Genomic DNA, 13,646 nt, shown 5'->3' with positions numbered 1-13,646 from the left:
TCGTAGACGTCCGTGCGCTTGGCGCCGACCTGGGCGAGGAAGTCGTCGAACTCGCCGAACCGCGACTCCAGGTTCTCCAGCTGGAGCAACAGCCTGCCGAGCTGGTCGTCGCAGCGCTGCGGGGTGTCCGCGACCGACAGCGCGCCCGTGACGGCCTGGCCGAGCAGCGCGAACTCAGCGGCGAACTCGGCGCGGCCCTCGGCGCCGGCGAGCCGCGCCCTGCGACCGTCCACAGTGGCCCGTGCGCGGTTGACGGCGGCGAGCACCTCGCCGATGCTCGCGAGGATCTGCGTGCGGGTCGTCGTGTCGGCGGCGTCGAGCGTGCTGACGACCTCGGTCAGCACCTCCAGTCCCGCCTGCTGCTGCGCGAGCCGTTCGCGCAACGGCGTCGCCTCGGCCGCGGTCTTCAGCTCCGCGTCCGCGATCCGGCTGATCTCGTCGTGGTACTGGGCGAACGCGTCCCCGCCGCTGAGGAACGCGACGGCCCTCCTCGCCGACGCGCCGAGCTCGTCGACCAGTTCGGCCTCGCGGCGGTCGATCTCGGCGAGGTCGACGTACTTCAGGTCCTTCAGCGTGATCAGCCGGCCCTGGGCGGACCGCAGGTCGGCGAGCAGGCGCACCCACTCGTCGGCGCTCCGCGGGGCCGCCGACCTGGCCAGCCGGACGAGGCTAGCCAGCTTCTCGCCGGCCTCGTGGAGCTGCTCGGCGGCGTGGTCGGTGAGCTTGCGGACGGCCTCGAACTCGTCCAGCACCTGTTCGGCGGTGGCTCTGACGGCGAGGACGTCCTGTCTGAGCCCGAGCTCGTCGAGCCAGAACACGCCGTCGACCACCCTGGTGCACAGGGCGATGAGGCCCTCGAACACCGGCGCGCTCGGCGTCATCTCCGCGCTCATCCTGGTGATGGACAGGCAGTCCGAAATGCCGCGGACGAGCTCGGCGTTGCCGATGCGGGCGAGCGGGCCCGCGTGCTCGGGCAGCACCTCGTCCTGCACGAAAGGCGTGCGCCAGACCTGCATCGGGTGCACGCGCACCGGTTCGGAGCCGGTCTCGCGGAAGATGACCAGCGTGCCGTCGGCGAAGAGCGAGTAGCCGTGGCAGACCAGCGGGGTCGCGACCTCTTTGCGGATCACGTTGTAGGGCAGCAGGAGGCTGCGGCCCTCGCGGCGGGCGTGGAAGACGTAGAGGACGTCCTCACCGTTGGCGGACCGGACGACCCGTTCGAACTCCAGCTCGTCGGTGTCGAAGTCGAACGTCTTGTCGGCGCCGGTGACCAGGTAGTAGCCGCCGGGGAAGATGATCCCCTGGTCCTCGGGAAGGCGCTGGCAGGCTTGGCCGATGCCGTCGAGCCGGGTGACCTCCTTGGTGCGGGTGTTGAAGACCAGGTGCCGGTGGGCGGTCTCCTTGTACGGCAGGATCCTGAGCAGGATCAGCGGGCCGACGCGGGCGTAGTGGATCTCGGCGTCGGCGAGGCTCTGGAGCGGTTCGTCGACGGGCTCGGAGTAGACGCCCTCGCCGGACTCGGTGTTGTTCTCGATCTTGACGGTCAGCGTGCCGCCGACGGTCTCGACGAACACCTCGCCGTCGATCGCGATGTGCGGGTGCCTGCCCAGCACGTGCTGCTCGCGGGTCGTCTCGACCCACGTGAAGTCGTGCGAGGGCGGGAAGACGTGGTCGCGGTCGCCGCGGTTGTCGACGTAGGTGACCGTGCCGTCGACCGCGACGTCCCAGCGCAGCACGCGGATGTCCTCGATCCGCGCGCCGGTCTGGAACACCGCGAGCAGCCGTTGCTCGACGACCCGCAGCTGCAGCAGCCGGGTCTCGCGGTAGTACCGGTAGAGCTCGGCGAAGTCGTTGCGGAACCTCGGGTCGTTCAGGAACTCCGCCTCGACCGTCGCGAAGTCCCTGTCGTGCACCGCGAAGACGTCGCCGACCGCCGTCTCGGGCTTGAGGCCCATGAAGACGTTGTAGCCGAACAACATCACGTCGCCGAGTGCCACCATGTCGCGTGGCACGCAGTTGTTCTCGGTGCGGATGCGTTCGGTGGCGACGAGCTCCAGGGCCGTGCTGCCGAAGGTCTCGACGCGCTGGGCGTTCAGCGCCTCGGTGCTTTTCGCGAGCCCGGCCGCCTGGTCGGCCAGCCGGGCTCGCAGCACCTCGTAGGTCCCTGCGTCCAGACCAGAAGAGGTGGGCACTGTCATGCGGGCTGGCCGTTGTTCTTGGCCATCTGGGTCAGCGCGATCGCGGCGGCGATGTTCTGCGCGTCACCGGTGGAGAACGAGCTGAGGATCTTGGTCAGGTCCTCGGGGAAGTTGTTCGTGCCGTCCATCCACTTGGCGCCCAGCGCCTGCACGACGTCCGAGTTGCCGACGAAGCTGTCGACCTGCTTGCCCGCGGTGATGGAGGCGGCGATCTTGTCGAAGAACATCGTGTCGCCGCCGACGATGTCGATGTCGGCCTTCTCCAGCCCGGCCGCGAGGACCATGGCCTGGGCCTCGGCGACCTGGCGCTGCACGTCGATGCCCTTGAGGCGGATCTCCTTCTCCGCTTCGAGGCGCAGGCGGTACTCCTCGTGCTCGCGGGTGGCGGTGTCGAGCGCGGCCATGGCCTCCGCCTTGTGCGACAGGCCCTCCGCCTCGCCCTTGAGGCGTTCCTTGATGCCCTCGGCGTCGGCCAGCGCTTTCTCGCGGTCCACCACGGCCTCGGCGCGGCCGAGGGCCTCGGACGCGGCGGCGTCCCGTTCCTTGACCAGCGCGTCCGCCAGGCCCTTCGCGGCGGCCTCCGCCTGCGTGCCCTCGGCGAGCCGGATCTTGGAGCGGGCGTCGAGGTCGGCTGCCTTGTTGCGCGACTCGGCGAGCACGACCGCCTCGCGGGCCTTGTGCTGCGCGGCCTGTTCCGCGGCCTCGGCGGCCTTGATGTCCTTGACCAGCGACTCCTGCGCCTCGGCCTCGGCACGGATGACGATCTGCTGGCGCTCGCGCTCGGCCTCCTCGACCGCGCGCAGCTTCTTGATGTTCTCCTCCTGCTCGGCCACGGTCTTCTCGACGGCGACCCGCTCGCGCACCAGGTCGGCGATCGCGCGGCGTTCGTGCTCGAGCTCCTTGTCCTTCTCGATCAGGCGCAGCGACGTCTCGCGTTCGCGGGCGATGACCTCCAGCATGCGGTCCTTCTCGATGCGCTCGGTCTCGACGGCGATCACGCGCTCGCGGTTCTTCTCCGCCACGGCGATCTCGCGGGCCTTGTTCTCGTTCTGGATGCCGAGCTGTTCTTCGGTGCGGATGAACGCGGTGTTGGCCTTGAGGCGTTCCTCGGCCTGCACCTTCTGCGTCTCGGCCTCCTGCTGCGCGCGGGCGGTCTCGATCTCCCTGCGCTGCTTGATCTCCGCGTCGGCCTGGCGTCGTTCGAGCTCGAGGATCGCCTCACGCGCGCTGACGTTCTGGCGCGTGATCTCCTTCTCCTCGTTGCGGGTGAACTCGTTGGTCCTGACGTGCTCGATCGCGGTCAGCTCGGTGATCTTGCGGATGCCCTGCGCGTCCAGGATGTTCGCGGGGTCGAGCTGCTTGAGCGGCGTCTGCTCCAGGTAGTCGATGGCCGCGTCCTCGAGGCTGTAGCCGTTGAGGTCGGTGCCGATGACCTGCACGATCCGGTCGCGGAACTCGTCGCGGTGGGTGTAGAGGTCGACGAAGTCGAGCTGCTTGCCGACGGTCTTGAGCGCCTCGGAGAACTTGGCGTTGAACAGCTCCTGCAACGTCTGCTCGTGGCTCGCGCGTTCGGTGCCGATCGCCTGCGCGACCTTGATGACGTCCTCGACGGTCTTGTTGACCCGCACGAAGAACGTGATGCGGATGTCGGCGCGGATGTTGTCCTTGCAGATCAGGCCCTCGTTGCCGGCCCTGCGGATCTCGATGGTCTTCACCGAGATGTCCATCGTCTCGCACCGGTGCAGGACCGGGAGGACGACCGTGCCCGTGAAGGTCACGTCGACCTTGCGCATCTTCGAGACGATGAGCGCCTTGCCCTGCTCGCACTTCTTGAACAACCTGCTCAGCGTGATCATCGCCAGGATCAGCACGACCACGATCCCCGCGATCAGCACGACCAAACCTGTTGAGATGGCGCCCATGTGTCAGCCCCCTGTGGTGATGTCCACGACCCAGAAGAACTCGCCCTCGGCGTCGTAGTCGAAGATCAGCGCGGTCTGTCCCGCTTTCAGATCGGTGCTCTGAGCCGCTCGCACCTGCACGACCGCCGTACCGCCGTCGTCGGCGGTGACCTCGGCCTGCCCGTAGTTCTCGGTGACCCGCACCGTCCTGACGATCGCGGTGCGGCCCACGAAGTCGTTGCGGGAGGCGGGTTTCTCCGGTTTCGTCCAGTTCCTGACCGGGATCAGGAGAACCCGCGTGAGCAGCGCGCCCACCAGTACCGCGCCCCCGAGCACGGCGTAGCGGAGCTTGCCCTCGGGTGTCAGCACCGTGCCGACCAGCGCGGCGAACCACGTGACCAGCACGAACACCGAGATCGAGATCGGAAGGACGGGGGCGTCGAAGTCCAGGCCCACCAACGCGACCGTGAGCCAGTACGCCAGCACCACGACCACGAGCAGGCTGAACACCGCGGTCGGGAAAGCCACCGCGGCGGCCAGGAACTCGGTCATCGTCGCCCCCTCTCAGCCACTCTGATGCGAAAACTTCCGAATCCGTTGCACTTTCCGGAATGATCGATGGAAATCGATGGTTTGGACCGGCATGGACATCGGTGTGCAGGGCCTCAACATCGGCGACGCGGCGCGGCCGGACGAGACTCGGCGGCTGGCCCAGCTGGCCGAGTCGCTCGGGTACCACTCCTGGTGGGCGTCTGATCACGTCGTGCTGCCGTCACCGCGAGTCGATCCGTCACCGTCCGAACCGGACACCGTGATCGTCGATCCGCTCGCGCACCTCGGTTATGTGGCGGCGGTCACGTCCCGGATCGAGCTCGCCACGGGCATCGTGATCCTGCCTCAGCGCAACCCGCTGGTGCTCGCGAAGCAGGTGGCGTCGCTCGACCTGCTCAGCGGCGGGCGCTTCACGCTCGGCGTCGGCGCCGGCTACCTGGAACCGGAGATGACGGCGGTCGGGGTGCCGTTCGACGACCGCGGCGCGCGGACCGACGAGTACCTGGACGCGATGGACCAGCTGTGGCACGCGCCGTCGCCGTCGTTCGCCGGGAAGTTCGTGTCGTTCTCCGGGGTGGACGCGCACCCGCGGCCGTCCAACGTCCGGGTGGTCGTCGGCGGGCACAGCGCTGCGGCGTTCCGGCGTGCGGTGACCCGTGCTCAGGGCTGGTTCGGCATCGGGACGCCGGACGACATCCGCGGGCACCTGGCCCGGTTCCCCGAGCGGCCGGCCGGGTTCCGGATCAGCGTGTCGGCGCTGGTGCCGCTCTCGGCGCCGGTGATCAGGGAGTACGAGGACCTCGGCGTCGACGAGCTGGTGGTCTACCCGGAGGCGTTCGAGGGGAGTGTCGACGAGGTGCTGCGGCGCAACGCGGAGTTCATCGCCTAACCTCGATCGGCGTGATCCCCGTCGTCGTGCTCGCCGGCTTCCTCGGTTCCGGCAAGACCACCCTGCTCAACCACCTGCTGCGCACGTCCGGCGGCACGCGGATCGGTGTCGTGGTGAACGACTTCGGGCGGATCAACATCGACGCGTTCGCCGTGTCCGCGCAGGTCGACTCGATGGTGTCGCTGTCGAACGGCTGCCTGTGCTGCGCGGTGGACGGCTCCGAGCTCGACGACATGCTGGTGAAACTGGCCGCGGCGGACTTGGACGTCATCGTGATCGAGGCGTCAGGTCTCGCCGAGCCGTCGGCGCTGGTGCGGCTGGTGCTCCAGGCGCCGGGGGTGTCGTACGGCGGGCTGATCTACGTGGTGGACGCGGTGGAGCTCAGCGCCGTGCCGCACCTGGAGCGCGACCTCTCGCTGGCGGACCTGGTGGTGCTGAACAAGGTCGACCGGGTCTCGTCACCGCCGACGCTGCCCTGCTCGGCGCCGGTGCTCCCGGTCTCGTACGGGCAGATCGACCCGGCGTTGCTGTTCGAGGTCCGGCCGCCGGACATGGGACCGCGCCAGCTGTCGTTCGACGACCTGGAAGACCATTCGACGCACACCCACGCGTCGTACGACAGCGTGTCGTTCGAGTGCCCGGACCCGTTGCACCCCAAGCTGTTCATGGACTTCCTGGCCGCGCGTCCCGAAGGGTTGTTCCGCGCCAAGGGTTTCGTGCGCTTCCCGCTCGGCACCTTCATGCTGCAGACCGTCGGCGCGTACGTCTCGTTCACCCCGGTCGACGACGCCCCGACTCAGCTGGTGCTGATCGGGGCGGGCATCGATCCGGACTCTTTGACCGACTGGCTGCTGGCGTGCGTAGCGGACGGACCGGTCACCGAGCAGGAGATGCTCTGGGTGCTCCGGTACGCCCGCTGACGGTCACTTCCTGCAGAACGCGGTGTCCATGACGTCGGACATCTTCTGGAGCTTGTTCATCGGGTCGTCGCCGAACGTGCCGGGCAGCGCGGTGAGCGTGATCGCGGCCGACTTGCCGTCATCGGTGGCCGCGCCGAGCGACGCCCACCCGTGGATGGTGCCGCCGTGGCCCCACGAGACCCCGCCGCAGCTGAGCTTCGTGCTTTCCAGGCCGAGCCCGTAGGCGCTCTTCTCGTCGACCTGCACGGTCTTGCGCATCTCGTCGAGCTGGGCCTTCTTCAGCAGTCCGCCGGTCAGGAGCGTCCTGAAGAACTTGGCGACGTCCTGCGGGGTCGAGACCATCGCCCCGGACGCCCAGGCGTTGGACGTGTCGAGGTTCGTGGCGTCGACGACCTGGGAGTTCGGGTCGAGCAGGTCGGCCTTCACCGACACCTTCGCGTGCCGGCCGCGGATCTCCCGCTCGCCCTGGCCAGGCCAGTAGGTGTCCTTCAAGCCCGCCTTGGTGATCACCTTCTGCACCGCCTCGCCGATCGGGCGGCCGGTGACCTTCTGGATCATCAGGCCGGCGACGACGTAGTTCGTGTTGCTGTACTGGTAGCTCGTGCCGGGCTCGAAGAGCGGCGGCTGCGCGAGTGCCGCGTCGAGCAGCTCGTGCGGCGCGAAGTACCGGTCGCGGATGTCGGCGATCTTGTTGACCCCGATCGCGAGCACGTAGTCCGGCAGGCCACTGGTGTGCTGGAGCACCTGGCGGACGGTGATGCGGCTGTCCGCGATGTGCGGCACGTACCTGTTGACCGGCCCGTCGAGCTCGATCCTGTTCTCCCCGACCAGCTGCAGCGCGCTGACGGCCACGAACGACTTCGTGATGCTGCCGATGCGCACCTGCCCGTTGTGCGGGGCGTTGCCCTTGGCGTAGTCGTGCCCGTTCGCGTGCATCTCGACGCCGGGCGTGCGGTCCTGGACGATCTGGTCGAGCTGCTGGGGGACCAGCAGCGACAGCGCCGTGAGCGCGGCGACGGCGATCACTTGGCACCGCACAGACCGGCGTCGAGAGCGGCGAGGACCGCGTCGTGGGCCTTGCCGGCTTCCTCGGGCGTGTCGGAGAACGTGCCCGGAAGTGCCGTGACGGCAACGGACACCGCCTTGCCGTTGGAGGCGACACCACCCCGCGTCTCGAAGCCGTGGATGTCACCGCCGTGGCCCCAGTACCGGCCGCCACAGCTGAGCGGCGCGCTGGCGATGCCGAGTCCGTACTCGACGCCCGGCCACATCTCGCCCTTGGTGTCGACGGTCTTCTGCATCTCGTCGAGCTGCGCCTTCTTGACCAGGTCACCCTTCAGCAGGCTGCGGTAGAAGGTGTTGAGGTCCTTGGTGCTGGAGACGATCTGGCCGGCGGCCCAACCCCACGACGGGTCCATCTCGGTGACGTCCTCGATCCCGTTGCCGGTCAACGCGTACCCGTGCGGGTGCTTGCCTCGGATGGTCTCCTCGCCGACGCCGGGCCAGTAGGTGTCCCGCAGCTCCAGCTTCTCGACGATGCGCTTCTGCACGTTCTCGGAGATCGGCCGCCCGGTCACCTTCTGCGCGAGCAGGCCGAGCAGCGCGTAGTTCGTGTTGCTGTACTTGAACTTCTCCCCCGGCTGCCCGGTCACCGGATGCGCGTTGGCGGCGTCGAGCAGCTCGCGCGGCTCCAGGTAGCGGTGCCGCACGTCCTCGAACTTCTCGAGCCCGAGGAACTCGGTGTAGTTCGCGAGACCGCTGGTGTGGTTGAGCAACTGGCGGACGGTGATCCGGTCGTCCTTGATGGCGCCCGGCAGGTAGTGGTTGATCGGCTTGTCGAGTTCGACCTTGCCCTCGCCGACGAGCTGCATGATCACCGTGGCCACGAACGCCTTGGTGTTCGACCCTGCCCGCACCTGCCCGTCCTTCGGTACCGGCACGCGCTTTCCGAGCTCGGAAGTGCCGGCCACGTAAGCCGTCGACCGCCCGTTGGCCTCGGTGACGGTGGCGAGCGCGGCCGGGAACTCGTGCTGCTTGACGAGCCCGTCGAGCTGCTTCTGCACACCGCTGCCACCCGGCGTGGACAGTGCCGTTCCGGTGGCTCCGGTGACCAGCACGGCCGCTGCCAGCACTCCTACCAGCGTCTTCCTCATCGTTGCCTCCCCTTGCCGTTGATGGGGAAAGCTTGTCGTCCCGACGGGGTCGGCCGCAGTCGCGCACGCTTCCGTTGTGGAGGTGGAGCAGGCTCTACCTCAGTAGCGGACGTCGCTCTGCAGCAGCGGCGGGTAGATTGCCGACGGCTGACCGTCCACTGTGGCGCCGGCGAACTGCAGCATCCTCCTGACCTCGCCGTGCAGCGTCGCGGGATAGCTGGGAGTCGGTGCCGAGACGTCGTCGAGCGCTGCCAGCTGCTCCTCGGTGAGCGTCGCTTCCCTGAGGTTGCTCTCCAGGTGCTCCAGCTTCCGCGCACCGATGATCGGCACGGCCCCCTTGGCCCGCAACCAAGCCAGCGCGGCCGCAGCCGGAGTCGTGCCCTGCTGCTCGGCGACGGCCGTGAGCACGTCGATGACCTGGAAGTCCTCCTCAGTCGGCCCGGCCACGTACTTGGCCCGCTCCGAGTCGCTGACCTGCGCGTTCCGCCGGTACTTGCCGCTCAGGAACCCGTTCTTGAGCGGACTCCACGGCACGAGCGTGAGCCCCATGCCGTCCGCCATGGGAGCGATCTCCGCCTCAACGCTCCGCTCCAGCAACGAGTACTCGACCTGCAGGGCGATGAGCGGCGTCCAGCTGTTCAGCAGGGCCATCGTCTGGGCCTGCGCCGTGACCCAGGCGGGCACGTTGGAGAACCCGATGTACCCGACCTTGCCCGATCCCACCAGGTCGTCGAGGGCCCGCATGGTCTCCTCGATCGGCGTGCCGCGGTCCCAGTTGTGCAGCCAGTAGAGGTCGAGGTAGTCGGTCCGGAGGCGCCGGAGCGTCTGCTCGAGCTGCCGCCGGATGGCACCCCGCCCCGCGCCGCCGCCGTTGGGGTCGCCGGGGTGCATGTTGAAGAAGAACTTGGACGCCAGCACGACGCTCTGCCGGTTCGTTCCGAGGTAGTCCCCGAGGATCTTCTCCGAGTGGCCGTTGGTGTAGAAGTTGGCCGTGTCGACGAAGTTCCCGCCGCGGTCGAGGTAGGCCTTGAGGATCCGTTCGGACTCCTCGACACTGCAGCCGGCGGCGCCGGGGTCCTCCCCGAAGGTCATCGCGCCGAGGGCGAACGGGCTGACTCGCAGGCCCGAGCGGCCCAGGGTGACGTAGTGGTCGAGCGGCATTTTCTGCTCTCCTCGGAGTTCGGTTGTTTGCTCCAATTCCAGGCCGTTCTGCGTCTGGCTGGTACGACGATCCGGCCTCGCTCTTGCCTGATTCTCTCGATGCAGCTGGTTTGGGGCCGTTCGGCGTGAGGTTGGCAACCCGGAGGACATCCTGCGGTGGAGATCGGTAGGCTGTGCCCGGCGAGGGCTGCTAGCTCAATTGGCAGAGCAGGAGACTTTTAATCTTCGGGTTCAGGGTTCGAGTCCCTGGCGGCCCACCAAACCCCCAGGTCACAGGCCTGGGGGTTTCGCTTTGGTGGACCCTCCCCACACTTAACCCACACAAAACCGCTGGTCATTCAACTTCGTCGTCTTCGGCTTGATCATCTTTCGCCGCTCCGAGCGCATCCTCCAGGGCATCAGCGGCCCGCCGATCGACCAGCTTCCGCCCCATGTAGGTGTCCTGTGTCATGGACGGCCGCGCGTGGCCGAGCTGGTCCGCGACCTGCCGCGCGGAGAGCCCCGCCTCATCGAGGATGGTCGCCGCCGTCTTCCGGAAGACGTGCGAGGTCACCCAGGCGAACTCGTCACCGCCCCGCGCCTTCCGGAGGTCCTTCCGGGTATTGGAGGGGTCGCGGAGCCCACCGAGCGCATCCGGAAAGACCGGTCCGTTCGGGAAGCTGGTGGTCTTGCGCCTCCTTTGGAGCATGTCGAGCGCCCATCGTGGGAGCAGGAGCGTTCGCTCACCGGCCTCCGTCTTGGTCGACTTCCGGATCAGCCCGATGTCCTTGACCCGGATCACCGTGTAGTTCACGGCGACCATGCCAGCCTCGAAGTCGACGTCCTCCCAGTAGACGGCCAACGCCTCACCGATGCGTACGCCCGTGGCCATCATGAAGCGCGACAGGTCAGGCAGGTCCCGCTTCACAGCCCTGGGGTCCGACTCCAGCATGTCGAGCCAGCGGACCCGTTCCTCCAGCCTGAGCGCCCGCGGACTCTTCTTGCGGCCGGCCTCCAGGGGCTCCGCCTCCCTGACCGGGTTCGTGTCCAGCGCCTTGTCCCGGACAGCGATCCGCAGGGCACCCGAGATCACCGACCGCGCCGTCTTCGCCGTGTCCACGCTGACCGACCGCCACAATGCGCCCAGGAACGCGTCGACCCGCGCCACCGTCATCTCACGAATCCGCAGCTCACCGAGGCCAGGGATCACGTGCCGATCCATGATGCTGCGGTACGTGTCGACGCTGCTCGGAGACCTTTTCCCGGCGTCGGCAAGCGCCTGGAACTTCGTGAACCACTGGTCCAGGGCCTCCTTGAACCGGCTCTCACGCGTCAGCGAACTGCCGGACGGCCCTTTCCGCTCAGCGAGCGCCTTCTTGAGGCTCCGTTCTGCGGCGCTCTTGGTCTTCCCCCACCGCTCAACGGTCCGCGTCTTGCCGTCGTAGTCGCGATACTTCGTGGTCGCACGCCAGCCGGATTCCGTTTCATAGCAACGGATTGCGCCGTACGTGCCGAGGTCCAGAGGCGGACGTCCCATCAGGCCGCCTCCTCAAGCAGGTGCTCGAACCAGCTCCGGACCTCAGACGGCAGGTACCGCAGGTGCTTGCCGATGCGCCGAGCAGGCGGCCCGTAGTTCTTGGTCCTCCAGCCGTAGAGCGTGTGCACCGGGACGTTCAGATAGGCCGCAACGTCGCTGACTGTCCACAGTGGCTCAAACTGACGTGTCTCCATGATGTTCCCCCTTGATCAAGCAGCGTGCGGAGTTGCCGAACTCCCCGGAGGTCCGGCAGATGCGAGGAGCGCGGCCGTGTATTCGGCCTTCCACCTCCGCCGCTCAGCGACGGCACTCAAGAGCAGGTGCGCTCGAGGCGGCACGTTCGGGTCACCGGGCTCGACGTTGTTCCAGACGACCCGTTGGGGCTGGTCCTCGGGCTTGATGCCGACGTCTGCGAGCAGTTGCCGAACGAACGTCTTCCGGTCGTGCTTGTGGTCGGCGAGCGACTTCCCGGACCACTTGCGCGACACGAGCACCCGTCGCCCAGCGACACCGAGCGTGGTCCGCTTGTGCGCCTTCCCCTTGCACTTGCCCGGCACCGTCGACAGTCGAGCCCCACGAGGCTGGACGCCGTAGAGCAGCCAAATCGGGCACTGCGGCGAGCAAGGCGTGACCGCGAGCTCAGCGCAGAGGCGTTCGGCGTGGTCTTCCTGCCTCGCGGTCTGCGCCTCGAAGCACTCGTTGATGCTCTTGGTGAGGTACTTCGTCAGGTAGCCGATGTGACGGCCGGCCTCTTCAGTCCCGCCGAGGATGCCCTTGGAGTGCACCTGCACCCCGAACCGTGCGACGTGGGCGGGCCGCTCCACCTGGTCGAGTGCGTCTTCCCAGGTAGGCAATGCCTTTCGGGTCTGCGGATCAACGAAGCCCTTGGCCCGGACGTCCCAGACTGGCAGGTTATCGCCGCCGTACTTGATCTCGTCGTGCTCAGGCCACCAGACCTGGTGGTAGGTGGCTTCAGCGACCGCCCGCAGCTCTGCCCGCGAGATGGAGCCCCGAACCGCCGCGTGCCAGTGCGGAGCCAACCGCCTCTGCGGCTCGACCGCCGAGAAGTACTGAACCTCCCACCCGACGCACCTGCGAAGGTTCTGGACGAACCGATCGAGCAGCGCGGCGAAGTGCACCGCGTCCCGAGCAGCATGGCGGTAGTTGTAGGTCGCCGGATCAACGGGCGTGCCGTCGCTGCGCACCTTGCCGTAGGTGTCGAGCGTCAGCGTGAGAAACGTCGAGGGCTGGTACTTGCCCCCGAACACCTTCCCAACCGTGCGCTTGCTGACCGGCCTCCGAGGCAGGTTGGGCGCGTCCTGCCGCCGCCTGGTGGACCGCTTCCTCACACGCTTGAGCGGCACCTCCAGAGAGGGGAGTGAACCGCGGACTCCGAGTTGCCGAAGTTCGGCGTCGACCTCCGCGACCTCTTCCCGGACCTCTTCGGCTCCGACCTCGTCACCCTCATCGAGGGCCAGGCGGAAGGCCTTCACGAGGTCAGCCCGGTAGGCGGTCAGCTCCCGCTGATCGCCGCTGGGAGCGTTCGGCGTGAAGTCGGGCTCTTCGGTGAGGTGCCATCCCTCGCGACACTGCGCCATCCGCAGACGCCGGTTCTTCTCAGCGCAGGTTGGGCACACGCTTGCCACGGTCGAACCGCACGGCACAGGCACGATGTCCACGCGTCCGGTGTCGAGGTCGATCCGTTCCTTGGCCAACGGTCGCACACAGACGCCGTGCTCTTCAGCCACGGCCCGAGCGATGTCGAGCGCGGCCGGCTGCTTCATCCGCTCCGAGCGAGTCAGGTAATCGGTCACGCCGCCGCCCTCCCCTCACTGCTGGTCGGGAACTCGTGCACGGTGGCCGGGGCGAGGTAGACGCCCAACTCGACCAAGTCCGCGTCCGTGACGTGGAACGCCCTCGCACGCTCCGGTTCGCGCTGCCCGTCCTCCTTGAGCCAGGCGACACCAGGCGTGTTCTCGCTGATCTCGTGAGCCGCCGCGCCCCGTTGCCGAACGCCATCGCCCAGCACCATGTCCACCTGGACCGGCTCATCCAGCCGCAGCGCAACGCGCGTGGTGAACAGATGCCGGAAGGAGACGACCTCCTTGCGCGGGTCCTGGACCAGGCCGACCACGGCGTAGCCAGGAGCACGTCCCTGCGAAGTGATCGTCTGAATCGCGCGCGTAGCGCGTTCGCGGAGGTTTCGGTCGGGCTGGTAGGCGATCAGGTCCGCCAGCTCATCCACGATCAGGACCGTGAACGGCTCACCGGTACCGCGTGCCCACAGACGCCGGATGCCCCGATACCGCGCCGCGCGTTCCTTGACCTCTGCGGCGATTTCTTCAAGCAGGGCAAC

11 protein-coding genes, 1 tRNA gene and 1 pseudogene are annotated in these 13,646 nt (G+C 67.9%); 3 read left to right on the top strand and 10 right to left on the bottom strand.

Going from position 1 to position 13,646, the window contains the following annotated elements; all coding sequences use genetic code 11:
* The 3 genes from VF330_RS38080 to VF330_RS38070 form a co-directional block, all read right to left on the bottom strand.
* On the bottom strand, positions 1-2,198 hold a 2,198-nt coding region (locus tag VF330_RS38080; RefSeq protein WP_330856589.1), incomplete at its 3' end, for a DNA repair ATPase.
* Entirely contained in the window at positions 2,195-4,093 is a 1,899-nt protein-coding gene (locus tag VF330_RS38075; RefSeq protein ID WP_330856588.1) for a flotillin family protein, read from the bottom strand. The genes VF330_RS38080 and VF330_RS38075, both read right to left, overlap by 4 nt.
* Positions 4,094-4,123: 30 nt before the next feature.
* Complete coding sequence (locus tag VF330_RS38070; protein WP_330856587.1) at positions 4,124-4,651, bottom strand: hypothetical protein; 528 nt, start codon at positions 4,649-4,651, stop codon at positions 4,124-4,126.
* 76 nt (positions 4,652-4,727) lie between these two features.
* Between VF330_RS38070 and VF330_RS38065 the strand changes: the two genes are divergently transcribed.
* Both VF330_RS38065 and VF330_RS38060 read left to right on the top strand, forming a co-directional pair.
* The gene (locus VF330_RS38065; RefSeq protein ID WP_330856586.1) at positions 4,728-5,540 is read left to right on the top strand and encodes an LLM class F420-dependent oxidoreductase; all 813 of its coding nucleotides are present in this window, start codon (positions 4,728-4,730) and stop codon (positions 5,538-5,540) included.
* 5 nt (positions 5,541-5,545) lie between these two features.
* A complete protein-coding gene (locus tag VF330_RS38060) occupies positions 5,546-6,460 on the top strand; it encodes a GTP-binding protein (RefSeq protein ID WP_330856591.1) in 915 nt (304 codons plus the stop codon).
* 3 nt (positions 6,461-6,463) lie between these two features.
* Here the strand turns inward: VF330_RS38060 and VF330_RS38055 are convergent, their stop codons facing one another.
* The 3 genes from VF330_RS38055 to VF330_RS38045 all read right to left on the bottom strand — a co-directional run bounded on the left by VF330_RS38055 (position 6,464) and on the right by VF330_RS38045 (position 9,774).
* Positions 6,464-7,486 (bottom strand): serine hydrolase domain-containing protein, encoded by a 1,023-nt coding sequence (locus VF330_RS38055; RefSeq protein ID WP_330856585.1) that lies wholly within the window; start codon positions 7,484-7,486, stop codon positions 6,464-6,466.
* Positions 7,483-8,613, bottom strand: coding sequence for a serine hydrolase domain-containing protein (locus VF330_RS38050; protein ID WP_330856584.1), 1,131 nt, complete (start codon positions 8,611-8,613; stop codon positions 7,483-7,485). The genes VF330_RS38055 and VF330_RS38050 overlap by 4 nt, the downstream gene beginning before the upstream one ends.
* Before the next feature lie 99 nt (positions 8,614-8,712).
* Entirely contained in the window at positions 8,713-9,774 is a 1,062-nt protein-coding gene (locus VF330_RS38045; RefSeq protein WP_330856583.1) for an aldo/keto reductase, read from the bottom strand.
* A gap of 184 nt (positions 9,775-9,958) precedes the next feature.
* On the opposite strand from VF330_RS38045, the gene VF330_RS38040 reads away from it, so the two are divergent.
* A tRNA-Lys gene (locus VF330_RS38040) sits at positions 9,959-10,034 on the top strand.
* 74 nt (positions 10,035-10,108) lie between these two features.
* Here the strand turns inward: VF330_RS38040 and VF330_RS38035 are convergent.
* From VF330_RS38035 to VF330_RS38020, 4 genes and pseudogenes are all read right to left on the bottom strand, one after another.
* Entirely contained in the window at positions 10,109-11,290 is a 1,182-nt protein-coding gene (locus tag VF330_RS38035) for a site-specific integrase (protein ID WP_330856582.1), read from the bottom strand.
* Entirely contained in the window at positions 11,290-11,484 is a 195-nt protein-coding gene (locus tag VF330_RS38030) for a helix-turn-helix domain-containing protein (RefSeq protein WP_090046234.1), read from the bottom strand. The genes VF330_RS38035 and VF330_RS38030 overlap by 1 nt, the downstream gene beginning before the upstream one ends.
* A gap of 15 nt (positions 11,485-11,499) precedes the next feature.
* The gene (locus VF330_RS38025; protein WP_330856590.1) at positions 11,500-13,074 is read right to left on the bottom strand and encodes a replication initiator; all 1,575 of its coding nucleotides are present in this window, start codon (positions 13,072-13,074) and stop codon (positions 11,500-11,502) included.
* A gap of 26 nt (positions 13,075-13,100) precedes the next feature.
* Positions 13,101-13,646, bottom strand: a pseudogene (locus tag VF330_RS38020) (cell division protein FtsK); the annotation flags it as partial.

The sequence above is a fragment of the Lentzea sp. genome, from assembly GCF_036380075.1.
Classification (GTDB): domain Bacteria; phylum Actinomycetota; class Actinomycetes; order Mycobacteriales; family Pseudonocardiaceae; genus Lentzea.
Note: the sequence above shows the minus strand (reverse complement) of the source record. Positions and strands in the feature narration are given on the sequence as shown.